Genomic DNA, 25,185 nt, shown 5'->3' with positions numbered 1-25,185 from the left:
CGGCATGCGTGCCGGAATGGAGCGATCGAGCGGAGCGGGATCGAACCGCGGACGGAGACATGAATGAGTAAGGTCGGCACGAGCGACTCCAAGAACACACTGTATTGCTCGTTCTGCGGCAAGAGCCAGCACGAAGTCCGCAAACTGATCGCGGGTCCCACGGTCTTCATCTGCGACGAGTGCGTTGAGCTCTGCATGGACATCATCCGCGAGGAAAACAAATCCTCGCTCGTGAAGTCGCGCGACGGCATTCCGACGCCGAAGGAAATCTGCAAGGTCCTGGACGATTACGTCATCGGCCAGAGCCATGCGAAGAAGGTCCTGTCGGTCGCGGTGCACAATCACTACAAGCGCCTCAACCACCAGACCAAGCACAACGACGTTGAGCTCGCGAAGTCGAACATCCTGCTGATCGGTCCGACCGGTTCGGGCAAGACGCTGCTCGCGCAGACGCTCGCCCGCATCCTGGACGTGCCGTTCACGATGGCCGATGCCACGACGCTGACCGAAGCCGGCTATGTCGGCGAGGACGTCGAGAACATCATCCTGAAGCTGCTCCAGGCCGCCGACTACAATGTCGAGCGCGCCCAGCGCGGCATCGTCTACATCGACGAAATCGACAAGATCAGCCGCAAGTCCGACAATCCCTCGATCACGCGCGACGTGTCGGGTGAGGGCGTGCAGCAGGCGCTGCTGAAGATCATGGAAGGCACGGTGGCTTCGGTCCCGCCGCAGGGCGGCCGCAAGCATCCGCAGCAGGAGTTCCTGCAGGTGGATACCACCAACATCCTGTTCATCTGCGGCGGTGCGTTCGCCGGCCTCGAGAAGATCATCTCGGCGCGCGGGCGGTCGACCTCGATCGGCTTCGCCGCCCAGGTGCTCGCGCCGGAGGATCGCCGTACCGGCGAGATCTTCCGCCACGTCGAGCCTGAGGACCTCCTGAAGTACGGTCTCATCCCCGAATTCGTCGGCCGTCTGCCGGTCGTGGCGACGCTCGAGGATCTGGACGAGACTTCGCTGAAGAAGATCCTCACCGAGCCGAAGAACGCGCTGGTGAAACAGTACCAGCGGCTGTTCGAGATGGAGAACATCGAGCTGACCTTCGCCGACGAGGCGCTTGGCGCGGTCGCCCGCAAGGCGATCGAGCGCAAGACCGGCGCGCGTGGTCTGCGTTCGATCCTCGAGGCGATCCTGCTCGAGACCATGTTCGACCTGCCGGGCCTGGAAGGTGTGGAAGAAGTCGTGATTTCGCGCGAAGTCGTGGAAGGTACGGCCCGTCCGCTCTACATCTACGCCGATCGGTCCGATCGCGCCGTCGAGAACGCCAGCGCCTGATTTGCGGCGCTGGAACGCTCCAATCGTCTTTGATAGTAGCGGCTGCGGAATGGTTCTCCGCAGCCGATGTTGCGTCGCTTATACGCGTGCGTAAGCGCCTGATGGCGCGCGTCTTTCAATGACTTGACACCCCCCCGGTCGATAGCCACCTAATGTCGACGGCGAGCGAAAATTCTCTTCAAGATTCGCCTCAGTTCCGATCCGGCAAGCCCGGTCCAACCTTAGAATGGTAGGCCGGTTTTGTGGATCACCTCGGCACCTTGTGGCGGTTGCGCATGAGCATGGCGGGCTGCGTGCAAGGGGGTAAAGCAAAAGGAAAAGGCCATGACTAATCCAAAACCCCGGCCAACCATCGTCCATGGCGAAACGCACGCCTATCCCGTGCTGCCGCTGCGCGACATCGTCGTCTTCCCGCACATGATCGTTCCGCTCTTCGTCGGTCGCGAGAAGTCGATCCGCGCGCTCGAAGAGGTGATGAAGAACGACGCGCTGATCATGCTCGCGACGCAGAAGAACGCGTCCGACGATGATCCGGCGCCCGATGCCATTTACGAGACCGGTACGCTCGCCAGCGTGCTTCAGCTCTTGAAGCTTCCCGACGGCACCGTGAAGGTGCTGGTCGAAGGGCTCGAGCGTGCGCGCGTGCAGAAATACACCGATCGCAGCGAGTACTACGAAGCGACCGCGATTGCGCTCGCCGACACCGATGCGAAGTCGGTCGAGGCGGAGGCACTGTCGCGCTCGGTCGTGTCCGATTTCGAGAGCTATGTGAAGCTCAACAAGAAGATCTCGGCCGAGGTCGTCGGGGTCGTGCAGGCGATCACCGATTTCGCCAAGCTCGCCGACACCGTTGCCTCGCATCTCGCCGTCAAGATTGCGGATCGCCAGCAAATCCTGGAGACGCTGTCGGTCACCACGCGCCTCGAGAAGGTGCTGGGCCTGATGGAGAGCGAGATCTCGGTGCTGCAGGTCGAGAAGCGCATCCGCTCGCGCGTCAAGCGCCAGATGGAGAAGACCCAGCGCGAGTATTATCTCAACGAGCAGATGAAGGCGATCCAGAAGGAGCTCGGCGACGACGACGGTCGCGACGAACTCGCCGATCTCGAAGAGAAGATCTCCAAGACCAAGCTCTCCAAGGAAGCGCGCGAGAAGGCGCAGCATGAATTGAAGAAGCTGCGCCAGATGTCGCCGATGTCCGCGGAAGCGACCGTCGTGCGCAACTATCTGGATTGGCTGCTGTCGATCCCGTGGAACAAGAAGTCCAAGGTGAAGAAGGATCTGGAATCGGCGCAGGCGGTTCTGGATGCCGATCACTACGGGCTGGAGAAGGTCAAGGACCGTATCGTCGAGTATCTCGCGGTGCAGTCGCGCGCCAACAAGCTGACGGGCCCGATCCTCTGCCTCGTCGGACCGCCCGGCGTCGGCAAGACCTCGCTCGGCAAGTCGATCGCGAAGGCGACCGGACGTGAGTTCGTGCGCGTCTCGCTCGGCGGCGTGCGCGATGAGGCCGAGATCCGCGGTCACCGCCGCACCTATATCGGCTCGATGCCCGGCAAGATCATCCAGTCGATGCGGAAGGCGAAGTCGTCCAATCCGCTGTTCCTGCTGGACGAGATCGACAAGATGGGCGCCGATTTCCGCGGCGATCCGTCTTCGGCGCTGCTCGAGGTCCTGGACCCCGAGCAGAACGGGACCTTCAACGACCACTACCTCGAGGTCGACTACGATCTGTCCAACGTGATGTTCATCACGACCGCGAATACGCTCAATATTCCGGGGCCGCTGATGGACCGCATGGAGATCATCCGGATCGCGGGCTACACCGAGAACGAGAAGGTCGAGATCGCACGCAAGCATCTGATCCCGAACGCGGTGTCCAAGCACGGCCTGGACTCCAAGGAGTTCTCGATCGACGACGACGCGCTGCTGCTGTTGATCCGCCGCTACACCCGCGAAGCGGGCGTGCGTAATCTGGAGCGTGAGCTCTCCACACTCGCCCGCAAGGCGGTGAAGGAGCTGATGATCTCCAAGAAGAAGTCGGTCAAGGTCACCGAGAAGACTCTGGAAGAGTTGCTCGGCGTGCCGAAGTACCGCTTCGGCGAGATCGAGAGCGAGCCGCAGGTCGGTATCGTCACGGGCCTTGCCTGGACCGATGTCGGCGGCGAGCTGTTGACCATCGAAGGCGTCATGATGCCCGGCAAGGGCAAGATGACGGTCACGGGCAATCTGCGCGACGTGATGAAGGAATCGATCTCGGCGGCGGCGTCCTACGTGCGCTCGCGTGCGATCGTCTACGGCATCGAGCCGCCGCTGTTCGACCGGCGCGACATCCACGTGCACGTGCCGGAAGGCGCGACGCCGAAGGACGGTCCGTCGGCGGGCGTGGCGATGGCCACCGCGATCATCTCGGTCATGACCGGCATTCCGGTCCGCCACGATGTCGCGATGACCGGCGAGATCACGCTGCGCGGCCGTGTGTTGCCGATCGGCGGCCTGAAGGAGAAGCTGCTGGCCGCTGCCCGCGGCGGCATCAAGACGGTGCTGATCCCCGAGGATAACGCCAAGGATCTCACGGAGATTTCCGATGCGATCAAGGGCGGCATGGAGATCATCCCGGTGTCACGTCTGGACGACGTCGTCGCCAAGGCCTTGGTGAAGAAGCCGGTGCCGATCGTCTGGGAAGAGGACACCAAGGTGACGGTGAAGCCGGACGGGGACGAGGCCGCCGGCGGACTGACCGCTCACTAAGGTTCAGCGAAAGATGATAAAACGGCGCCTTCGGGCGCCGTTTTTGTTTTGGGGGCAGGGATCAGGGCGATGCAGATCGACGGGCAGTGCCATTGCGGGCAGATCACCTTCGAGGCCGAGATCGATCCCGAGACGGTGTCGGTCTGCCATTGCCGGGATTGTCAGACCCTGACGGGATCGCCGTTCCGGGTGACCGCGATCTGTAGCAACGCCGACGTCATGCTGACCAGCGGCACGCCAAAAGTCTACGGCAAGCGCGGCGACAACGGCCGGATGCGCTTCCAGCACTTCTGCGCCGACTGCGGTTCCCCGCTGTTCACCAGCGGCGAGGGCGACCAGGCTGACGATTGGGGTATCCGCTGGGGCTCAATCCGGCAGCGCGACAAATTGCGGCCCGTCAGGCAGATCTGGTGCCAGTCGGCGGCGGTGTGGATCGACGCGGTGCCGTTGCTGCCGGGGAGGCCGGGGGATTAGGCTGGCTTGCCAAGCCGAAGCTCGCCGCAAAAAGCCCGCCTTCGCCCGTTGGGATTCGGCGTGGCAGCCTGCGTCGCTGCGCGAGCGCGGGCTGGTGGGCGGTCACGGATTCGAACCGCGGACCCTCTCGGTGTAAACGAGATGCTCTAACCAGCTGAGCTAACCGCCCCAAGGCGCCTCTTTAGCCCTCCCGCGGGTGTTCGAGCAAGGCCCGAACGCATCGCAAACAGGGCTCGAGCAAGACCGCCTTTGTGATGATTGTCACAGGCGTCCGCCCGCGAGTCGGCCAATGTCCCCCGCAATTCACGATGGAGGGGTGGCCAATGTGTGCTCTGCTGGACCTCATCTACCGACATTGTTGCCGAGCGTGTTTGAGCGAAGCGCGACGCATGAGCCGCCGCGGCTCGATCATTCCAATTTGGTAGTTCCGGCTGACGGCGCGCCGATTTGGCCGCAGGCGGCTGTCCTGCCTCGTTGCGCCTGGCATCGGACGCCCACGAGCCGCCCTCCAAGGGTCCAAAATTGCCCTTTTTCGGTCATCTTTTTGATCGCCATCCGAACCAACGTGACGGCTCCCTGTGGCAGCGTGGAGTATCGCCGTGATGAGTGATCTTCGCATCAAGCTGGAAAGGTACGAGTCGAAAGCCGCCCACTGCATGAAAGCGGCTCAAGAAGCTCCTGATGAGGCCGGTCGGGCCTTCTACGAGGAGCTTGCCAACTATTACGACGAGCTGGCAGCCGACTTTCGCCGCGTCCTCGCCAAGCGAACCGGAGTTTCGCTCGCGGCCGAATGATCCGGCGTAGCGCAGGTCGGCAGTTGAAGACCTCGGCGGTCCGTCAACCTCTGACGCCGTGTCGTGCGGCGTGAACGCAAGAACGTCTCGCTGACAGGTGGACCGAACAGGCCGCCTCAGTTGACGGCGTCCTTGCTTTTCGGCATCGGGGTCTTTCGACCAAGCTGCCGGAGGGGATCCATGGAACAGCCAAGCGGACACGCAGAGAATGCCGACCAGATCGCCTATTGGAACGGTCCGAGCGGGCAGCGCTGGGCCGATCGGCACGCGGCCCAGGAAAGCTTGCTCGGCCCCATCGCCGCCGTGCTGATCGATCGCGCCAAGCCGAAGCCGGGCGAGCGCGTTCTCGATGTCGGCTGCGGCTCCGGCGCGACGACGTTCGCGTTCGCGAAGGCTGTCGCGCCCGATGGCTTCGCGCTCGGCCTCGACGTCTCCGACCCGATGCTGGCGCAGGCGCGCGCGTTTGCGCCAAAAGGCCTGCCGCTCGATTTCGTGCTGGCGGATGCGACGGTCCATCCGTTCGAGCCGGCGAGCTTTGACCTGTTGGCATCGCGCTTCGGCGTGATGTTCTTCGCCGATCCCATTGCGTCCTTCACCAACCTCCGCCGCGCGCTGAAGCCGACCGGACGGCTCGCCTTCGCCTGCTGGCGCGAGCCGAAGGAAAATCCGTGGATGATGGCGCCGCTGATGGCGGTCTACAAACATGTCCCGAAGATGCCGCCGGTCGGGCCGGAAGAGCCGGGCCCGTTCGCCTTCGCCTCGGAGGAGCGCGTGATGCGCATCCTGAAAGGCGCGGGCTTCGTGGACGTGGCGATGGAGCCGCACAATCTCGCGATGGATGTCGCCATCGGCGGCGGGCTCGATGCCGCCGTGGACGGCGCGCTCCAGATCGGCCCGGCCAGCCGCGCGCTCCAGGGCCATCCGCCGGAGACCTATGCCGCCGCAAAAGCCTCGATCCGCGAGATGCTCGCGCCGTTCCTCAAAGGACAGAGCGTGGCGCTCCAGGGCGCAATCTGGATCGTGACGGCGAAGGCGGCGTAGGCGCCGCTCTCTCTCGACGTCGTCATTGCGAGGAGCGAAGCGACGATGTGGAGGCGTTGTGCCCATTACACCACATCATCCGGCGCGAGCGCGCAGCCATTGTCGGGATGCGTCTCGATCTGGAGCGTGGTGTGGCCGATGCGGAAGGACGCCCTCAGCATCTGCGCCGTCTCCATCAGGAATGCATCGCCGGCTCCGGTGGGCATGACGAGATGGCAGGTCAGTGCCGTCTCGGTGGTCGAGATCGGCCAGACGTGGAGGTCGTGGATTCCCGAGACGCCGGGCCGCTCCAGCAGAAAGATCTTGATCGCGGCGATGTCGGTGCCCCTGGGCGCCGCAGCCATCGACATGTCGATGGAGCCGCGCAGCAGGCTGGTGGTGCTCCACAGGATGGTGGCGCAGATGACGAGGCTGGTGACGGGATCGAGCCAGAGCCAGCCGGTCCAGATGATCAGCGCCGCCGAGACCACGACGCCGAGCGAGACCGCGGCGTCGGCCGCCATGTGCAGATAGGCGCCTTCGATGTTGATGTCGTCCTTGCGTCCGCGCGCGAACAGCATGGCGGTAAAACCGTTGATGAGGATGCCGATGCCGGCGACCACCATCACGGTGACGCCCGCGACCGGCTCCGGCTCGCGCAGCCGCAAGATCGCTTCCCAGCCGATCGCGCCGGTCGCGACCAGCAGGAACACCGCGTTCGCGAGCGCCGCCAGGATGGTGGAGGCGCGAAAGCCGTAGGTGAAGCGGCCGCTCGGCGCGCGCCGTGCCGCGATCGATGCGCACCAGGCCACGACCAGGCCGAGCACGTCGCTGAGATTGTGGCCGGCGTCGGCGAGCAGGGCGGTGGAGTTGCCGATATAGCCGTAGATCGCCTCGGCCACGACCAGCGCGGTGTTGAGCGAAATGCCGATCGCGAATGCCGTGCCGAAATCGGCGGGCGCATGGACATGCGCGTGGCCAGGACCATGGTTATGTCCGTGGTCATGCGCGTGGCCGGCATGATCATGGTGGTGATGACCGTGATGGTCGTGGCTGCCCAAATCTAGCGCTCCCCGGACGCCGCCAAATCAGGCGCCATTGTAGGCGTTTCGGCAGCCGCGTCACGCCGGAACAGCGCATAGAGCGCCGGCAGCACCAGCAACGTCAGCACGGTCGAGGAGATGATGCCGCCGATCACCACGGTCGCCAGCGGACGCTGCACCTCGGCGCCGGCGCCGGTGGCGAGCGCCATCGGCACGAAGCCGAGGGAGGCGACCAGCGCGGTCATCAGCACTGGGCGCAGCCGCGTCAGCGCACCTTCGCGTACCGCGTCGGCCACGGGGCGCCCCTCGCTGCGCAGCCGCTCGATGAAGGCGATGATGACGAGGCCGTTGAGAACGGCCACGCCCGACAATGCGATGAAGCCGACACCGGCGCTGATCGACAGCGGGATGTCGCGCAGCAGAAGCGCCGCGACGCCGCCCGTCAACGCCAGCGGCACGCCGGAGAACACCAGAGCCGCATCCGCCGCCGATCCCATGCCCATAAACAGCAGCAGGAACACCAGCAGCAGCGCCACCGGTACCACGATCATCAGCCGCTTGGTCGCCGAGACCAGCTGCTCGAACTGGCCGCCCCAGCCGATCCAATAGCCCGGCGGCAGCTTGACCTTCTCGGCGACGGCGGCTTCCGCCTCGCTCACGAAGGAGCCGAGGTCGCGCGCGCGGACATTGGCGGTGACGACGATGCGCCGCTTGCCGTTCTCGCGGCTGATCTGGTTCGGACCGGGCGTCGCATCGACAGTTGCGACCGACGACAGCGGAACATAGCGCATCTGGGCAAGGGGAGAGGCGGTCAGCGCTGTTCGAACGGCGGTGCCGCTTGCTGCTTCCTCGCTCGGCGGCAGCGGGATCGGGATGGCCCGAATCGCGTCGAGATTGCCGCGCAGATGTTCCGGCAGGCGCACGACGATATCGAAACGGCGGTCGCCCTCGAACAGCTTGCCTGCCGATTTGCCACCGACCGCGATCTCGACGATGCCCTGCACCTCACCGATGCTGAGCCCGTATCGGGCGAGCGCCTGGCGGTCGAGCCGGACGGTGAGGATCGGCAGGCCCGAGACCTGCTCGATCTTGACGTCGCTGGCGCCGCGGATGCTGCGGATTGCGGCCTCGACCTGCTTTGCCGCGCCCTGGAGGATGTCGAGGTCGTCGCCGAAGACCTTGATGCCGACGTCGCTACGCACGCCGGAGATCAGCTCGTTGACACGGAACTGGATCGGCTGGGAGATTTCATAGGCGCTGCCGGGAATGTCGTCGGCAGCGTGGTCGATAGCCTCGATCACCTCCGATTTCGGCTTGTCCGGATCGGGCCATTCCGCGCGCGGCTTCAGCATGATGTAGCCGTCTGTCTGCGCCGGCGACATCGGGTCGGTCGCGATTTCGGCGGTGCCGATGCGGGTGAAGAATTCCTTCACCTCGGGAATCTCCTTGATGCGCTTTTCCAGCGCCTTTTGCAGATCCAGCGACTGCGTGAGGCTGGTGCCGGGAATCCGGATCGAGGCCAGCGCGACGTCGCCTTCGTCCAGGCTCGGGATGAACTCGCCGCCCATGCGTGCGGCGGCAATGCCGCTTGCGACCACGATGATGGCGGCCATGACGGTGACCGCGACCCGATTGTCGATCGCGAGGCGGAGCAGGGGGAGATAAATGCGCTTCGCCACCCGCATGAACAGGTTTTCGTGTTCGGACACCTTGCCGGTGACGAAGATGGCAACCGCCGCCGGCACGAAGGTGATGGAGAACAGCACCGCGGCGCCGAGTGCCATCAGCACGGTCAGCGCCATCGGCGTGAACATCTTGCCCTCGACGCCGGTCAGCGTCAGCACGGGCAGGTAGACAACGGCAATGATCAGCGTTCCGAACAAGCTCGGCTTGATGACCTCGCGCGACCCGCGCAGGATCGCGCGCAGCCGTTCGGGAGTGGAGAGCAGGCCGCCTTTCTGGCGTTGCGCCTCGGCCAGCATGCGCAGGCAGTTCTCGACGATGATCACGGCGCCGTCGACGATGATGCCGAAATCGATCGCACCCAGGCTCATCAGGTTCGCGCTGACTTTTGTTTCGACCATGCCGGTGATCGTCATGGCCATGGAGAGCGGAATGACGCAGGCCACCACGAGCGCGGCGCGGATGTTTCCGAGGATCAGAAACAGCACGGCCACGACCAGGGCCGCACCTTCCAGGAGGTTGTTTTCGACCGTGCGGATGGTGGCCTCGACCAGATGGGTGCGGTCGTAGACGGTCCGGGTCACGACGCCGTCGGGCAGCGATTTGGCGATCTCGTCGAGACGGGCTGCGACGCGGCGCGCCACGCTGCGGCTGTTCTCGCCGATCAGCAGCATGGCGGTGCCGAGCACGGTTTCCTCGCCGTCGCGCGTCGCCGCTCCCGTGCGGAGGTCTCGGCCTTCCTTGACGGTGGCGACATCCCTGATCCTGACGGGATTGCCGCCCCGCGAGCCGATCACGATGTCCTGGATCTCGCTGATGTTGCCGACCTGGCCCGGGGAGCGCACGAGATACTGCTCGCCGTTGCGTTCGATATAGCCGGCGCCGACATTGGCGTTGTTGGCGGCGAGCGCCGTCATGACGTCGCGAAAGCCGAGCCGGTAGGCCATCAGCTTGCCGGGGTCCGGCAGCACGTGGAACTGCCGCTCGAAGCCGCCGATGGTGTTGACCTCGATCACCCCCGGCACGTTGCGAAGCTGCGGCCGGATGATCCAGTCCTGCACGGTGCGCAGATCGGTCAGCGAATAGTCGTGACCGCCTTGCGTCTTCGCGCCCGCTTTTGCCTCGACGGTGTACATGAAGATTTCGCCCAAGCCGGTCGAGACCGGGCCCATCGCGACCTCGACGCCCGCCGGAAGCTGGTCCTTCACCTGCTGGATGCGCTCGCCCACGAGTTGGCGGGCAAAATAGATGTCGGTGCCGTCCTTGAACACGACCGTCACCTGGCTCAGGCCGTAGCGCGACAGCGAGCGGGTGTAATCGAGCTTCGGCAGGCCGCCCATCGCGGTCTCGACGGGGAAGGTGATGCGCTGCTCGGTTTCGAGTGGCGAGTAGCCGGGCGCGCGGGTGTTGATCTGGACCTGGACGTTGGTGATATCGGGGACGGCGTCGATCGGCAGGCGCTGGAAATTCCACGCTCCGAAAGCGACGGCGCCGAGCGCGAGCAGGAGGACCAGCCAGCGCTGCTGAAGCGAGACGGCGATGAGACGCTCAATCATGTTCCGCCTCGCCCTTGCCCATCTCCGCCTTCACGACAAAACTGTTCTCCGCGACGTAGTGCTCGCCGGCCGAAAGACCCGCCTTGATCTCGACATGGCGCGGATCGGAATCTCCGAGTTCCACGGGACGCGCCTCGATCTTGTCGCCGTCCTCGCGGACGAACACGATGGTTCTGTTCTCCAGCGTCTGGATCGCGCTTCGGCGTACGGCGACCGCGACGTTGCGCGCGGCGAGGATCAGCCGCGCCGTGACGAACAGGCCGGGACGCAGGCGCCCGTCTGGATTTGCGAGCACCACGCGGGCGAGCGCGGTCTGGGTCTCGCTGCTGCCGATCGGCGCCATGTAGGAGATCGTGCCCTTGATCTCGCCGCGGCCGTCGTCGGGATCGATCAGCACCTCGTCATTGAGACGAACGCGCCGGAGGTCCTGCCGGTAGATCGACAGGTCGACCCAGATCGTCGAGAGGTCGGCGACCACAAAGGCCGGCTTCTGCTCGGAGGCGTATTCGCCGAGCGAGATCTGCCGCTCGATGATGGTGCCGGCGATCGGCGCCTTCAGCTCGTAGACGGTGAGGCTCTGGTTGCTCTCGATCGCGGCGAGCAGATCGTCCTTGCCGACCCTGTCGCCGATGCGCTTCTGGATCGATTTGGCGATCCCCGGAAAGCGCGGCGTCACCTGCACGACGGCTTCCTGGTTGGCGCGCAAGATGCCGTTGAAGGACAGCGTATCGGTCAGCGTCGCACTCCCGGCCTCCGCCAGCGTGACACCGGCGGCCGCCAGCTTGACGTCGGAGATGCGGATGCGGTCGGCGCCGTGCTCGTCCTGCTCGACATGGTCGTTCGGCTTCTCCGGCTTCTTGTCCGCGGCATGCTCGGTGTGCGTGACCCCGGCAGGGGCGAGCAGGGAATAGCCGTAAGCGCCGAGTGCTGCGGCAAGGATGGCAATGACGATGGTGGAGGATGTTTTCATCGCGCGCTCTCCCGGGCCAGCGCAAAGGGATTGCCGACGAGGCCTTCGATGGTCGCAACGCCGGCATGGAAGTTCTGCAGCGCCTCCTGCTCGCGCAGCCGCGCCTGGGTGACGCTCGCCTGGGCGTCGAGCACTTCGAGCAGGGAGAAGCGGCCCTGGCCGTAGCCCTGCGCGATCGCCTCCGAGGCTTCTGTGGCTTTCGGAATCGCGGTCTCGCGCAGCACCGCGAGCTCGCGCAGCGAGCCCTGGAGCGAGTCGTAGGCGCGGCCGGCGACCACGATCAGCGTGTTGCGGTTGGCCTCGCGCTCGGCCCTGGTCTTGGCGAGGCTTTCCTGCGCCGAGAGGATGTTGCCCTGGTTCTGGTCGAACACGGGAATCGGCACCGAGACGGTGAGGCGCACCGCGTCGTCATTGGTCTCGTTGAAATGGCGCCATCCCGCCGCGATCCGCACGTCGGGATAGGGCCTTAAGCGCGCCATCAACAGCTCGGCGTTGCGCTGGGCATAGACCGCGGTCCAGCGCACCAGCTGCGGATTGGCGTCGATGGCGGCCACGACCGACTGGAACGTCGGCGTCTTTCCCGTGGTATCGAGCCGGCCGGAGACCTCGCCGAACTTTGCCGCGGGATCCCCCATCAGCACCGCAAGCTCGCGCCTGGCGCTCGCCAGCGTTGCCTTGAAGCGTTCGCGGTCGGCCTTCACCAGGGCGGACGCGACCTCGGCGCGGCCGGTCTCTGCCGGCGAGGAGGCGCCGGCCTCGACGCGGCGGCGCAGCAGCGGCGTCAGCCGGTCGATCGCGGCGATCTGCTCGTCGAGGATCTGGATGCGCCGCTGCGCGCCGAGCACGCTGAGGAAGGCGATCGCAGTCTCCGACAACACCTCCAGCCTGACCGCCTTGCGCTGGATCGCGGCCACCTCGATGCCGGCGGCGCCCGCGGCGATCCGCGCATCACGCTTGCCGAACAGCTCGAAGGCCTGGCTGATCTGGAGCGTGGTCTCGGCCGATCTCGTGCCGCGATAGATGCCCGATCCGAACGAATTGTCCTGTTCATAGGACAGTTCCGGATTGAGCAGCGCGCCGGCCTGGATGCGCTGCCCCGTGGCGATGCCGACGTCGCGCTCTGCCGCGGTGAGCCGCGGGCTCGCGGCCAGCGCGCGCGACAGCGCGCTCCGCATCGTCAGCGTCTGGGCGTGGGCGTGCTGCGTCAGCCAGGGGCTGACGAAAATCGCCATCGCGCACGCCAGGCGCGCGGCAGTCCGTCTGCAAGACATGAAGGTGACCTGTGAACAATCGTATCGTGGGCGCGCAGGCGCCCGGCTGATCAGTTCAGGTCAGGTGTTTGGGGGGCGGAGAGTCGGTGTCGGGCGCAATGCCGAGCAGCGCAGGCTCACGCTGCGGGATCGGTGCGGCAACGATGTCGGCGGCGGATCCAGGCTGCAGCGGCTGCGCGACGGCGACCGAGAAGCAGCCGTGGCAGTGATGGCCGCCGAAGGCCTTGTGATCGCCATGGCCCGCAGAACCGTCTTCGACAATCGAGGCGATCTCCGAGCCGCCGGAGGGGCTGGTGACATCGATGTCGTGCGCGCCATGGAGCGCGCCGGACAGCAGATAGGTGATTGCGAGACACGCAGCCAACAGCCCGCGCCAGTTGCGCAGGCGAAACAATCTGATCGGGCGGCGGATCGCAGTCACGAAGTCACTCTGGTTACGTCCGGGTTCGTAGCATGGCGACCGGAACAGTGTCGACCCGCAATAATGTTACGTGTGCGGAACTGAACGTCGCACCCGCATGTGTCCACGCGATTGCAAGCAGCGACGTCCGTTCATCGCCATCGTTGCGGTCCCATGGTAAGATAGAAACGACGAGAGGGAGCTCGGAATGCCCGAAGAGTCTTGCTGCTCGCACGATGCGTGCTGCGGGGAAGCCGCCAAAGCCCGTGTGGAGGAAGTCGCCGCGTCAGGCTGCGCCGACTGCTGCTCGGCGGGCGTTCCGGTCTTCGACGGGCTCGATCCGCGATACAAGCGCGTGCTGTGGACCGTCATCGCCATCAACGCGGCGATGTTCGTGAGTGAAATGGCGGCGGGCCATTTGGCCGGCTCCCAGGCTCTCAAGGCCGACGCTCTCGACTTCCTCGCCGACACGGTCACCTACGGCCTGAGCCTTTCGGTGATCGGCGCGAGCATCAAGACGCGTGCCACCGCCGCGTTGTTCAAGGGGTTGTCGCTCAGTGCCATGGCCGCCTGGGTGTTCGGGTCAACGCTCTATCAGACCCTGGTCCTGGGGCTCCCGCGTGCGGAGCTGATGGGAGCGATGAGCCTGGCCGCGCTGGCAGCGAACCTGACCTCGGTTCTCTTGCTTGCGCGCTACAAGGACGGCGACGCCAATGTGCGGTCGGTATGGCTCTGCTCGCGCAATGACGCGATCGGCAACGTCATCGTGATGGTCGCTGCCATCGGTGTATTTGGAACCGCGACGGCATGGCCCGATCTGGCTGTCGCCGCGGTAATGGCTGGAATCTTCCTGACCTCGTCGCTGCAAATCTTGCGGCAAGCATGGGCAGAGTATCGCGGTGGGCAAGCTGCCGTGACTGCCTGAGGGTGGCCTTTGCGCGCGATCCAAACGCGGAAAGGCCCCAGCCCGGGGCTGACCGGCTGAGGCCTTATGTGCTCACATTCTCATCCTTGGGACTTGAGACGCTAACGCGCCCCGTACTGGATCGTTCCGCAGGGCTCGGAATTATTTTGCCCTGCTGCCGGGGGTAGCAGCGTTCCTACGCCTTCTCCTCCCAGATCATCGCGAGATGCACGATCGTCTGCACCGCCTTTTCCATGTCCTGCCGGCTGACCCATTCGAGCCGCGAATGAAACGCGTGCTCGCCGGCGAAGATGTTGGGGCAGGGCAGGCCCATGAAGGACAGGCGCGAGCCGTCGGTGCCGCCGCGGATCGCGGTGCGCATCGGGCGCAGGCCGGCACGGCGGATCGCCTCGATCGCGTATTCGAGGATGTGCGGGTGACGGTCGATCACCTGCTTCATGTTGCGGTACTGCTCCCTGACCTCGAACTTGTAGGTCGAGCGCGGATAGTCCTTCATCACGTCCTTTACGATGTTCTCGAGCAGGACTTCCTTCTCCTTCAGCCCTTCCTCGGTGAAGTCGCGCACGATGAAGGAGAGCGTCGCCTGCTCCAGCGCACCGTCGATGCCGATCGGATGCAGGAAGCCCTGCTTGCCTGACGTCGTCTCGGGCGAGCAGCCTTCCTTTGGCAGCCGCTCGATGATGGCGGCTGCGATCTTGATCGCGTGCTCCATCTTGCCTTTGGCGTAGCCTGGATGGGCGCTGACGCCGTTGATGGTGATGGTGGCGCCGTCGGCCGAGAAGGTCTCGTCCTCGACGCTGCCGGCGCTCTCGCCGTCCATGGTGTAGCCGAAATCGGCGCCGAGCTTCTTCAGGTCGACATTGTCGACGCCGCGGCCGATCTCCTCGTCCGGCGTGAACAGGATCTTGACGGTGCCGTGCTTCACATCGGGGTTGTTGATGAAGAAATGCGCGGCATCCATGATCTCGGCGACGCCGGCCTTGTTGTCGGCGCCCAAGAGCGTGGTGCCGTCGGTGGTGATGATGTCGTTGCCGATCTGGTTCTTCAGCGCGGGATGTTCAGTGAAGCGGATCACCTGGCTGGTATCGCCCGGCAGGGTGATATCGCCGCCGCGATAGTCCTTCACCAGCTGCGGCTTGACGTCCTTGCCGGTCACGTCGGGCGAGGTGTCCATGTGCGAGCAGAAGCAGATCACCGGCACCTTCTTGTCGGTGTTGGCCGGGATCGTTCCGTAGACGTAGCCGAAGTCGTCGAGATGCGCGTCGGCGACGCCCATGGCCTTCAGCTCGGCGGCGAGCACGCGGCCGAGATCTTTCTGTTTCTCGGTCGAGGGCGAGGCCGGGGATTCCGGATCGGACTGGGTGTCGATGGTGACGTAGCGCAGGAAGCGTTCGGTCACGGTGTGCGAAAAGGAGAGGGAGGACATTTCTGGTCAAACCGCCGGATCTTGGGGAAGCAAGGCTTGGGGGAAGCAGGCGGTATATCAGAAAAGCGGGCCGTGATGCGGCCAGAACGAAGCGGATCAGGCTTAACGAAACGTAGCTGCTAGATCGCTTCCTTGAGCTCCTTGACCGGGCGGAAGGCCACCTTCTTGCTGGCCTTGATGTGGATCGCCTCGCCGGTGGTGGGGTTGCGGCCGGTGCGGGCGGCGCGCTTGCGGACCTGGAGGATGCCGAGCCCGACGATGCGGACGCGGTCGCCCTTCTTGAGGTGCTTGGCGATCAGATCGACCATATCGGTCAGGACGGCCTCGGCGTGCTTCTTCGAAAGGTCCTGGCTCTCCGCGATGTCAGCGGCGAGGTGCTTGAGCGTGATGGTGGCGGGAGCGGCTGCCTTCTTCGCCGAATCCTTCTTGGCCGAATCCTTCTTAGCCATGTCTGGCCTCCTCAATGACAGGGAAGCCCCGGAAAAGCCGGTCAAGCGTGGGGATCCCTCCAAGTCCTGGAAGGCCTAGACGATTCGGGCGCGGGCTGACTATGCCACGAGTTCCCGGCAGACGCCGGCAGTGCCGCGAAAGGCATCGAGAAGTTCGGGCTAAGACTATGAAGGGATTGCCAAAATGGCGCGAGAGACGGGGCTCGAACCCGCGACCTCCGGCGTGACAGGCCGGCGCTCTAACCAACTGAGCTACTCCCGCGTGGTTCGCTGAAAGCGCGCGGAACGAGGGGGGACTTAAAGGCGGGGCTTGGTGAAGTCAAGGACGTTGCGCTTTGTCAGGACGCATCGGCTAAGCATTGCTCTGGAAAACGAAAAAGGCCGCCAGGCGGCGGCCTCGGTCAGCCCGAAACAGGGCGTGTCAGCGAATCTCTGACGTGCCTGCGCTGGTCACGGCCACCGGCTTGCCGGCCTTGATCACGTGAGCCGATTGGGCGGTCTGGCTGTCATCGACGTTGGTGCGGGCTGCGATCCCGAAGCCGGCGACCAGAATACCGGCAACCAGCGCCACCACCACGATCTTCAGGTGGGTGCCACGATCAGCCGAGTGAATTGAGTGGTTCATATAAGCCTCCCGACGGGCTTAGCCGCCGTCTATGGGCTCATGTCTTAAGGACCATCTGTTTCCGGATGGTTTCGCGGGTTCCGCAAAATGGTTTCATTAATACGCCCGCTTGGTTTCGCCGGGCTGGCGGCCGGAACAGGTCTCAGGCGGCCGCCCGGCCGATATCGTCCCGGATCGAACGGGCTGCCCAGACGAACAGCAGGGCGCCCAGTGTGGTCGTGACCGCCGCCGAGAGCAGGGAATAGCGCACCGCGTCCGCGCCATAAGTGCCCTTCAGGGCGTCGTTGACCATGCCGACGGCAAGCGGGCCGACGCCCTGGCCGAAGCAGGTGGCTGTGAGCGCGATCAGGGCGGAGGCGAGCGCCCGCATGCTCGGCTTGGCCACCGTCTGTGCGATCGCGAAGATCGGTCCCAGATGGAAGCCGACCAGGAACGAGGTCAGCGCCAGCATGGCGACCATCATCGCGAAATCCTGCGTCAGCATGCACAGCGCGAACACCGGGCCGGCGAGCCCCGAGGTGATCGCCGGCGCCCACAGCTTCCAGCGGTCGTCGCGGCGGCTGATTTGCGCCACCACGAAGCCGCCGAGCAGGGTGCCGGCCATGCCGGCGAGCCCCTTGAAGGTCCCGGCATAGGTGCCGATCTCGGCGCTCGACAGATGGTGCACGCGTGCCAGGAACGGCGGGATCCAGGCCGCCGTTGCGTAGTTCGTATAGGTGGTGAGGCAGAAGCCGACCAGCACGATGATGAAGCTCTGCTGCGAGGCCAGGAAGCGCAGTGTCGGCCCGAGCGGCTCGGGCACAAAACTCTCCTGCATCGCGCCGCGCTTCGGCTCGGAGATCGTCAGCCACAGAATCAATGCGAGCAGGATGCCGGGCAGGCCGGCGACGTAGAACGCCATCCGCCAGCCATAGTGCTGGTTGACGTAGCCGCCGATGAAATAGCCGAGGAAGACGCCGAGATAGGTGCCGATGGCGTAGATGCCGAGCGCGCGCGGGCGCTCGTTCTTGGTGAAGAGATCGGCGACGATCGATTGCGAGGCGGGCGAGCCCGCGGATTCGCCGATGCCCACGCCGATGCGCGCCAGCGCCAGCGAGGTCACGCTCGAGGCCGACCCGCACAGCGCCGTCATCGCACTCCAGAACGCAAGGGCCACCGCGACGATGTTGCGCCGGTTGAGCCGGTCGGCGACGCGCGCGATGGGAATGCCGAGCAGGGAATAGAACAGTGCGAAGCCGAAGCCCGCGAGCAGACCCATCATGGTGTCGCTGAGCTGAAACTCCTTCTTGATCGGCTCGATCAGGACGTTGAAGATCGTGCGGTCGAGGAAGTTCAGCGCATAGATGATGGTGAGCAGGCCCAGCACGTAATAGCGCCGCGCCAGGGGCTTTGCCGCCGCAGTCGTCTGCACCGACATCTGTGACGTCACATCGACCATCGCATCCCCCCAATTTGTCTTTGTTATCGTTGCCGGTCCAGCCCTTCGTGAGGCTGGTCGAGAGCGTTTTCGAGCGAAGTGGATACCGGTTTGCGTGAAGAAAACGCGCCAAAAACTCAGCCTTCGCGGATGTAATTCCCCGCTTCGAATTCGACTGGCGCAGCACTTGCGTCGAACGATACGCCGATCGGATCGCGGTCTGCCTCCATCGCCTCCAGTTGCTCGCTCAGCATGCGCCGGATCATCAGGATGCCGCGGTCGCTCTGGCCGAAATGCTCCTCGGAGTGGATGGTCTGCGGGCCCTGGCCGACCTGGGCCTCGTAATCGCCCGGGAATTGCTGGTGCTCGGCTTCCGTCATGTCCCACCAGAATTTGCCGTTGAACTTCGAGCGCATGCGGCCGATGTCGCCGGAAGTCTTGACGCGGCCGGCGACGTAGATGCGGAACGAGGTGTCGTCGATCGGCAGCGTCCAGCCGATCGACTCGACGCGGGCGAATTGCGCCACGCGCGGGTTCGGCACGACACGGAGCGTGGGGAGGGCCGCTTCGGTGACGCGATAAAACACCTTGCCGTCGTCCTGCTTGCGGATCGAGCGCACGGCGATGCCGCGCGGCGTCTTGTCGAACCTCACCTCCGGCATCGAGGCCATCATGTCAGTGAATTGCGGCCCCGAGAACGAGCCGTGCAGCACCGGCACGTGATAGGGATCGACCACGTTCTCGAAATGCTGTAGCCAGTTGCAGGGGATGATCGCGGGGCCGCCGCCGCCGATCGAGGAATCGTCGGCTTCGACGAACTCGCCTTCGTCCATGTTTTCCAGGCATTCGTAAGCCGGCAGCACCGGGCGTTTCTCGGCCGGGCCCATATAGGCGAAGATCAGCCCATAGCGCTCCTCGACTGGGTACCAGGGCTGGCGCACCTTGTCCTTGAACTGGCCGCCGTCGGGCTCGCAGGGCTGCTCGAGACAATGGCCTTCGGCGTCGAACTTCCAGCCGTGATAGCAGCAGCGGATGCCGTCTTCCTCGACCTTGCCGTAATAGAGCGTGGTGCCGCGATGGCAGCAGCGTGCATGGAGCAGGCCGACACGGCCGTGCTTGTCGCGGAACAGCACCAGATCCTCGCCGAGCGCGCGGACCTTCTTCGGCCTGTCGGTGGCATCGCTGACCAGCGCGACCGGATGCCAGTAGCGGCGCAGCAGCTCGCCCATCGGCGTGCCGCGAACGACCGAGGTGAGTTCGGTGCGCGTGTGCGCCGGCTTCATCGCATAGGCGGTGCCGAGATCGCGATCCCGCTGGGTCATCGTCATGCTGTTCCTCCCGCCGCTGGCGGCCTTAGGTGGCCGGGTCGTTTTGATGCGGTGACCCAGTGAAAAATAATTCGATGACAATGTCAACGATATTCCAGAATGCCTCTTAATCGCATTTGGAATCAGGTTGGGGAGGTTGCGCTACCAGCGCTTGGCACGCCCCGGCTTTCTTGGCAGAGGTGGATCATGAGCCAGACATCGAGCAGGGACGGGCACGCATCGCCCGATGCGGACGAAAGCCACTCGCCGGCGCCGATCACCGTGATGCTGTCGTCACGGCTGATGGTGCTCGCCAATTTGCTCAAGCGCGGCGCCATCCTGCGCTACAAACGCCTCGCCGGATTGTCCTCGGTCGAGTTCGGTCTCGTCGCCTCGCTCGGTCGCCGTCCGCCGATGAGCGTGGCGCGGCTCGCCGAAGCCGTCGGCCAGGACAAGGGCCAGATCAGCCGCGCGCTCGCGGAGCTCGTCTCGCGCAAGCTGATCGCGAAGTCGGCGAACCCGAAGGACAGCCGCGAGGTGCTGGTCGCGCTGACAGCGGCAGGGCTCGCTGCGCATGATGCGATCGTCGAAGGCGCGCAGGAGCGCAATCGGCAATTGCTCGAACAGTTGAGCAAGGACGAGTTCGAGACGCTGCTGGCGCAGATCGACCGTCTCACGGCGACAGCCGAGAAGATGCTCGAAGCCGAGAAAGTTTCACGCTGATCTCTCGGAAATCTCCGGGAATGTTGGATCATTTCTAAGAACCCTTCTAAGAGGTTTTCAATTAGGGAATTCGCGCGCGCTCACCTAAGCGTCACTGCAAGCGCCTGCCGTTGGGGGAACGACGGCATGACGCAAGCAAACAGACATGTTGGGGTGCGCGTTGAACAGTCTTCGTATGCTGCGGTCGGTCGTCTTGGCGACCGCGTCTGCTTTCGCAGTGGTACCGCAGGCATCGCTTGCGCAGTCCTCGGCGCAAGGCGGTGCGCAAAACCTGCCGTCGGTCACCGTCAACGCGCCGGAAGCACGACGCCGCGCACCTGCTGCGGCCGCCCGCCGCGTGGCGCGGCCGTCGGTAGAGACCGCCGCCAGCCGCAGACCGCTTCAGCAGCGCAATGTCGGCTTCGTCGAGACGCCGCGCGGTCAGGTGAACGGCTACGTCGCCAACCGCAGCTCGTCGGGCACTAAGACCAACACGCCGATCATGGAGACGCCGCAATCGGTGTCGGTGATCGGCGCGGACCAGATCCGCGACCAGAAGGCGACCAAGCTCGACGAGGTTCTGCGCTACACCGCCGGCGTGCGGGCTGGCACCTTCGGTGCGGACACGCGCAACGATTGGTGGCTGATCCGCGGCTTCAAGTCCGACGACATCGGACTGTTTCTCGACGGCACGCAGCTGTTCTACACGGCCTATGCGAGCTGGCGGCTTCCGCCGTCCAATATGGAGCGAGTCGAGGTGTTACGCGGCCCGTCGGCGGTGCTCTATGGTGGATCGAGCCCGAGCGGCATCGTCAATGTCATCAGCAAGATGCCGCCGACCGAGCCGATCCGCTACATCGAGACCGGCGTCAACAATTTCGGCAACGCCTATGTCGGCTTCGATGTCGGCGGGCCCGTTGCAACGCAGCCCCAGGACGGCAAGCTGTTCTACCGCGTCGTCGGCGAGATCAGGAACGGCGACACGCAGGTCAACTTCACGCCGGACAACAACTACTTCATTGCGCCGTCCTTCACCTGGAAGCCGGATGCCGATACGACTTTCACGGTTCTGGCGTCGGCATCGAAGACCGACACCCGCGGCATCAACTTCCTGCCTTACCAGGGCACGGTGACCAACGCGCCGTTCGGCAAGATCCCGACCAGCTTCTTCGCCGGCGATCCCAGCGTCGACAAGTTCACGCGCGAGCAGGAGATGCTCGGCTATCAGTTCGAGCGCAATGTCACCGACGATCTAACGTTCCGGCAGAATGCGCGATTTGCGCATATCGACCTGACCTATCGCGGTTACATCGGCAACGGCTGGGACAATATCAATGCGGCCTCTCTCGGTCGCTACAATTGGTATGCGAAGGATACCGCCAACCAGGCCGATCTCGACAACCAGCTGGAATATCGCTTCAACACCGGTCCTGTCAGGCACACGATGCTGTTCGGTGTCGATCTGAAGGGCTATCAGATCGACGACTATCAGGCCTTCAACTTCGGCACCGTTCCTCCGATCAATGTGCTCAATCCGGTCTACGGCATTAACATCCCGCTCACAGGCCCGCCGTTCCGTAACTTCCTGATCACGCAGAAGCAGGCCGGCACCTACCTCCAGGACCAGATGAAGCTCGGTAACTTCACGCTGGTGCTGAGCGGCCGCAACGACTGGGTCGAGACGACGCAGGCCGCCCGTGACACTGGGGCGACGCTCGCCAGCAACAATGACAGCCAGTTCAGCGGTCGCGCAGGCTTGATCTACAATTTCGACAACGGCATCGCGCCCTACATCTCCTACGCGACGAGTTTCAACCCGATTATCGGGCTCAACGCGCAAAATCAGCTGTTCCAGCCGGAGACCGGCCAGCAGGCCGAAATCGGCGTCAAGGTCGCCCCCAAGGGATTTGATGGCTACTTCACTGCCTCGGTGTTCAACCTGAAGCGCCAGAATGTACCCACTACCGATCCGATCATCACCACGCTGCAGAACCAAACCGGCGAGGTGACCTCGCGCGGCATCGAGCTCGAAGCGGTCGCAAATGCGACGAAGGAGTTAAAGTTCATCGGCGCCTTCACGGCCTATCATCTCTTCACCAGCAGGGACCTGAACCCGGCGCTGGTCGGCAAGACGCCGACCAACACGCCTGAGCTCCTGGTCTCGGGCTGGGCCGACTACACATTCAAGGACGGACCGCTTGCGGGATTCGGCTTCGGCGGCGGCGTGCGCTATGTCGGCGCCTCCTGGGCGGACGCCGCCAACACCCTCGAGGTTCCCGCGGTCGTGCTCGGCGACCTCGCGGTCCACTACGAGTGGCAGAACTGGCGCACGGCAATCAACGTGATCAACCTGACCGACAAGATCTATGTCGCAAGCTGCGCGGCGGCCTCGTCATGCTTCTACGGCGACCGCCGGCGCGTCACCGCCAGCGTCTCCTACAAGTGGTAGGCACCGGCGAGGGGAGGGCCTCGTGAAGGCGCGCACGGTCAGGCTCTGGTCCGTGGTCCACACCTGGACCAGCCTGATCTCGACCGTCTTCCTGCTGCTGCTCTGCCTGACCGGCCTGCCGCTGATCTTCCATCACGAGATCGATGAGCTCCTGGGCTATGCCCCCCAGCCCGAAGCTCATGCGGGCGCGGCGCGTGCGACGACGCAAGCCGTCGCCGACGCCGCGCTCGCCGCCGATCCCGGCCGGGTGCTGCAATATATCGCCTGGGACAAGGACGAGCCCGGGATCGTGACCGCGTTCACCAACAGCGCCGTCAACGGGCTGCCCGACAACACGACCGTGCGCGCGTTCGATGCGATGTCGACCAAGCTGCTCGGACCGGTCGGCATCGGGCCGATGCTGATCATGCTCAAGCTGCATACCGACATGTTTGCCGGCCAGCCCGGAAAACTGTTCCTCGGCGGGATGGGCCTGCTGTTCGCCATCGCCATCATCTCCGGCGTGGTGCTGTACTGGCCGTTCACCCGCCGGCTGCGCTTTGCCACCATTCGCGGCCACGCCTCGCGCCGCGTGCGCTGGCTCGACTGGCACAATCTGATCGGCGTCGTGACGGTGGCCTGGGCACTGGTGGTAGGCCTCACCGGCGTCGTCAACACCTGGGCCGAGCTGATGCTCAACCAGTGGAAGGCCACCGAGCTTGCCAGCATGGTCGCGCCCTATGCCGGCAAGCCGCCGCCGTCGCATCTGGCTTCGCTCGACGATGTTGTGGCGCGCGCGAGGCAGACGGCGCCCGGGATGGAGGTTGCCTTCATCGCGTTTCCGGGAACGCCGTTCACCTCCTCGCACCACTTCGCCGCCTTCATGCGCGGCGACACGGCGCTGACGGCGCGGCTGCTCAAGCCGGTCCTGCTCGACGGCGAAACAGGGGAGGTCGCCGACAGCCGGGCGCTGCCGGTCTATCTCCAGGCGCTCCTGATCTCGCAGCCGCTGCATTTCGGCGATTATGGCGGGATGCCGCTCAAGGTGATCTGGGCCGTGCTCGACATTCTCACGATCGTTGTGATCGGCAGTGGCCTCTATCTCTGGCTGGCACGGCGGCGCAAGCGCGCGCCCGCCCGGAGCGACGCATTCGCCAGACGAACCCCGGTCCCGTCGTGATGCATGGCTCCTCTGACCGCTCGGGCCTGTGGATACGTGTCTTTGCTGCACCCATCCTGCTCGCGGCTGCGACCATCACCGGCCTGCTGGCTGCGCTACTCTGGGGAACGGTCGGCCAGTATGTCGCCTGGGTGACGGTGGGAGCCCCGGTGCTGGTCATTGCCTGGGTTTGGGTGCGCTGCCGCACCCAAAAAACCGGGCAATTATCGCGGACGACACGCGGCAAATAGCTGCCTCGGCCCGTGTGCCGCAATCCTCGAACGGCTGCCCTGCAAAACTGTGGCCGCCCTTGCTGGGATTGGCGATCTGCTCCATACCAGCCGCGGGGCGATTCCGGGATTTCTATCGTTCTGGGGGCGGTAAAGGGCCTAAAAAGAGCGTGTCTTGCGCCCATTGGTGCACTGCGCTAAGGCTCAGAACAATTCCAAACTGGACGAATCCGTGGCTGTCCCGAGGCTGCGGGAAAAAGGGCTCGTCAATGAGCGGCATTCTGCAGAACTATCTTCCACTCGTCGTCTTTATAGGGGTAGCGGGCCTCATCGGCCTCGTGCTGCTGATCGCGCCCTTCATCGTGGCGTTCCAGCAGCCGGACCCGGAAAAGCTGTCGGCGTATGAGTGCGGTTTCAACGCCTTCGACGACGCTCGCATGAAGTTCGACGTCCGCTTCTATCTGGTCGCCATCCTCTTCATCATCTTCGACCTCGAGGTGGCGTTCCTGTTTCCCTGGGCGGTGGCGTTCGGCAAGCTTGGCGCGACCGGCTTCTGGTCCATGGTGGTGTTCCTCGGCGTGCTGACGGTCGGGTTCGCCTATGAATGGAAGAAGGGAGCACTGGAATGGGATTGAACCCTGCAACGTCCTCTGGCCCGGTCGTCGCGCCGGCCCCCAAGGGCATCCTTGATCCGTCGACCGGCAGGCCGGTTGGCGCCAACGATCCGTTTTTCCTCGAGGTCAACTCCGAGCTGTCCGACAAGGGCTTCTTCGTGGCCGCGACCGACGACCTCATCACCTGGGCCCGTACCGGCTCGCTGATGTGGATGACCTTCGGTCTCGCCTGCTGCGCGGTCGAGATGATGCAGGTCTCGATGCCGCGCTACGACGTCGAGCGCTTCGGCTTCGCGCCGCGTGCCTCGCCGCGCCAGTCCGACGTGATGATCGTCGCCGGCACGCTGACCAACAAGATGGCGCCTGCGCTGCGCAAGGTCTACGACCAGATGCCGGAGCCGCGCTACGTCATCTCGATGGGCTCCTGCGCCAATGGCGGCGGCTACTACCACTACTCCTACTCGGTCGTGCGCGGCTGCGACCGCATCGTGCCGATCGACATCTACGTGCCGGGCTGCCCGCCCACGGCGGAAGCGCTGCTCTACGGCGTGCTGCTGCTGCAGAAGAAGATCCGCCGCACCGGCACCATCGAACGCTAAGGTTTTACGT

Annotated in this window: 22 protein-coding genes and 2 tRNA genes; 12 read left to right on the top strand and 12 right to left on the bottom strand. The window is 64.6% G+C overall.

Going from position 1 to position 25,185, the window contains the following annotated elements; genetic code table 11:
* The first annotated feature begins 63 nt into the window (after positions 1-63).
* The 3 genes from clpX to AB7535_RS17745 all read left to right on the top strand — a co-directional run bounded on the left by clpX (position 64) and on the right by AB7535_RS17745 (position 4,557).
* On the top strand, positions 64-1,335 hold the full coding sequence (gene clpX, locus AB7535_RS17755; protein WP_014494834.1) for an ATP-dependent Clp protease ATP-binding subunit ClpX: 1,272 nt from the start codon (positions 64-66) through the stop codon (positions 1,333-1,335).
* 324 nt (positions 1,336-1,659) lie between these two features.
* The gene (gene lon, locus AB7535_RS17750; protein ID WP_028149034.1) at positions 1,660-4,083 is read left to right on the top strand and encodes an endopeptidase La; all 2,424 of its coding nucleotides are present in this window, start codon (positions 1,660-1,662) and stop codon (positions 4,081-4,083) included.
* Positions 4,084-4,152: 69 nt separating this feature from the next.
* Positions 4,153-4,557, top strand: a complete 405-nt coding sequence (locus tag AB7535_RS17745) for a GFA family protein (RefSeq protein ID WP_135215996.1) — start codon at positions 4,153-4,155, stop codon at positions 4,555-4,557.
* A 92-nt stretch (positions 4,558-4,649) separates the two neighbouring features.
* On the opposite strand, the gene AB7535_RS17740 is transcribed toward AB7535_RS17745, so the two are convergent.
* Positions 4,650-4,726: transfer RNA gene (locus AB7535_RS17740), tRNA-Val, on the bottom strand.
* A 433-nt stretch (positions 4,727-5,159) separates the two neighbouring features.
* Here AB7535_RS17740 and AB7535_RS17735 point away from each other — a divergent pair.
* Complete coding sequence (locus AB7535_RS17735; protein ID WP_014494837.1) at positions 5,160-5,351, top strand: hypothetical protein; 192 nt, start codon at positions 5,160-5,162, stop codon at positions 5,349-5,351.
* A gap of 180 nt (positions 5,352-5,531) precedes the next feature.
* A complete protein-coding gene (locus AB7535_RS17730) occupies positions 5,532-6,392 on the top strand; it encodes a class I SAM-dependent methyltransferase (protein ID WP_135215997.1) in 861 nt (286 codons plus the stop codon).
* Between the two features lie 65 nt (positions 6,393-6,457).
* Here AB7535_RS17730 and AB7535_RS17725 read toward each other — a convergent pair whose 3' ends face one another.
* From AB7535_RS17725 to AB7535_RS17705, 5 genes are read right to left on the bottom strand one after another with little or no spacing between them, the layout of a single operon-like run.
* Positions 6,458-7,432 (bottom strand): cation diffusion facilitator family transporter, encoded by a 975-nt coding sequence (locus AB7535_RS17725; protein WP_439036705.1) that lies wholly within the window; start codon positions 7,430-7,432, stop codon positions 6,458-6,460.
* A gap of 2 nt (positions 7,433-7,434) precedes the next feature.
* Positions 7,435-10,653: an efflux RND transporter permease subunit gene (locus AB7535_RS17720; protein ID WP_135215998.1), complete on the bottom strand. Its 3,219-nt coding sequence runs from the start codon at positions 10,651-10,653 to the stop codon at positions 7,435-7,437.
* On the bottom strand, positions 10,646-11,623 hold the full coding sequence (gene ihpB / locus AB7535_RS17715; RefSeq protein ID WP_135215999.1) for a divalent metal ion exporter adaptor subunit IhpB: 978 nt from the start codon (positions 11,621-11,623) through the stop codon (positions 10,646-10,648). Before ihpB ends, AB7535_RS17720 begins: the two co-directional genes overlap by 8 nt.
* The gene (gene ihpA / locus AB7535_RS17710) at positions 11,620-12,894 is read right to left on the bottom strand and encodes a divalent metal ion exporter subunit IhpA (protein WP_135216000.1); all 1,275 of its coding nucleotides are present in this window, start codon (positions 12,892-12,894) and stop codon (positions 11,620-11,622) included. Before ihpA ends, ihpB begins: the two co-directional genes overlap by 4 nt.
* A 55-nt stretch (positions 12,895-12,949) precedes the next feature.
* Positions 12,950-13,315, bottom strand: a complete 366-nt coding sequence (locus AB7535_RS17705; protein WP_135216001.1) for a hypothetical protein — start codon at positions 13,313-13,315, stop codon at positions 12,950-12,952.
* Between the two features lie 187 nt (positions 13,316-13,502).
* Between AB7535_RS17705 and AB7535_RS17700 the strand changes: the two genes are divergently transcribed.
* The gene (locus tag AB7535_RS17700; protein WP_071913348.1) at positions 13,503-14,219 is read left to right on the top strand and encodes a cation transporter; all 717 of its coding nucleotides are present in this window, start codon (positions 13,503-13,505) and stop codon (positions 14,217-14,219) included.
* 175 nt (positions 14,220-14,394) lie between these two features.
* Here the strand turns inward: AB7535_RS17700 and pepT are convergent, their stop codons facing one another.
* The 6 genes from pepT to AB7535_RS17670 form a co-directional block, all read right to left on the bottom strand.
* Complete coding sequence (gene pepT, locus AB7535_RS17695) at positions 14,395-15,645, bottom strand: peptidase T (protein ID WP_135216002.1); 1,251 nt, start codon at positions 15,643-15,645, stop codon at positions 14,395-14,397.
* Positions 15,646-15,764: 119 nt separating this feature from the next.
* Positions 15,765-16,094, bottom strand: a complete 330-nt coding sequence (locus tag AB7535_RS17690; RefSeq protein ID WP_028155929.1) for an HU family DNA-binding protein — start codon at positions 16,092-16,094, stop codon at positions 15,765-15,767.
* 185 nt (positions 16,095-16,279) lie between these two features.
* Positions 16,280-16,356, bottom strand: a tRNA-Asp gene (locus tag AB7535_RS17685).
* Between the two features lie 159 nt (positions 16,357-16,515).
* A complete protein-coding gene (locus tag AB7535_RS17680; protein WP_135216777.1) occupies positions 16,516-16,719 on the bottom strand; it encodes a hypothetical protein in 204 nt (67 codons plus the stop codon).
* Positions 16,720-16,861: 142 nt separating this feature from the next.
* Positions 16,862-18,157 (bottom strand): spinster family MFS transporter, encoded by a 1,296-nt coding sequence (locus AB7535_RS17675; RefSeq protein WP_439036704.1) that lies wholly within the window; start codon positions 18,155-18,157, stop codon positions 16,862-16,864.
* A gap of 116 nt (positions 18,158-18,273) precedes the next feature.
* Entirely contained in the window at positions 18,274-19,464 is a 1,191-nt protein-coding gene (locus AB7535_RS17670; RefSeq protein WP_135216779.1) for an aromatic ring-hydroxylating dioxygenase subunit alpha, read from the bottom strand.
* Between the two features lie 186 nt (positions 19,465-19,650).
* Here AB7535_RS17670 and AB7535_RS17665 point away from each other — a divergent pair, with 186 nt between their 5' ends.
* The 6 genes from AB7535_RS17665 to AB7535_RS17640 all read left to right on the top strand — a co-directional run bounded on the left by AB7535_RS17665 (position 19,651) and on the right by AB7535_RS17640 (position 25,175).
* Entirely contained in the window at positions 19,651-20,166 is a 516-nt protein-coding gene (locus tag AB7535_RS17665) for a MarR family winged helix-turn-helix transcriptional regulator (protein ID WP_038943030.1), read from the top strand.
* Between the two features lie 175 nt (positions 20,167-20,341).
* Complete coding sequence (locus AB7535_RS17660) at positions 20,342-22,594, top strand: TonB-dependent siderophore receptor (RefSeq protein WP_439037347.1); 2,253 nt, start codon at positions 20,342-20,344, stop codon at positions 22,592-22,594.
* Between the two features lie 22 nt (positions 22,595-22,616).
* Complete coding sequence (locus AB7535_RS17655; protein ID WP_135216781.1) at positions 22,617-23,753, top strand: PepSY-associated TM helix domain-containing protein; 1,137 nt, start codon at positions 22,617-22,619, stop codon at positions 23,751-23,753.
* A complete protein-coding gene (locus tag AB7535_RS17650) occupies positions 23,753-23,983 on the top strand; it encodes a hypothetical protein (RefSeq protein WP_063982974.1) in 231 nt (76 codons plus the stop codon). Before AB7535_RS17655 ends, AB7535_RS17650 begins: the two co-directional genes overlap by 1 nt.
* A gap of 248 nt (positions 23,984-24,231) precedes the next feature.
* Positions 24,232-24,597 carry an NADH-quinone oxidoreductase subunit A gene (locus tag AB7535_RS17645; protein WP_007603535.1) on the top strand — a complete coding sequence of 122 codons (366 nt, stop codon included), beginning with the start codon at positions 24,232-24,234 and terminating at the stop codon, positions 24,595-24,597.
* A complete protein-coding gene (locus tag AB7535_RS17640; protein ID WP_014494855.1) occupies positions 24,588-25,175 on the top strand; it encodes a NuoB/complex I 20 kDa subunit family protein in 588 nt (195 codons plus the stop codon). Before AB7535_RS17645 ends, AB7535_RS17640 begins: the two co-directional genes overlap by 10 nt.
* Positions 25,176-25,185 lie beyond the last annotated feature (10 nt).

This window comes from Bradyrhizobium sp. 956_D2_N1_4, assembly GCF_052076025.1.
In the GTDB taxonomy this organism is placed as follows: Bacteria; Pseudomonadota; Alphaproteobacteria; order Rhizobiales; family Xanthobacteraceae; genus Bradyrhizobium; species Bradyrhizobium barranii.
This window is presented reverse-complemented; position numbering and strand designations above follow the sequence as displayed.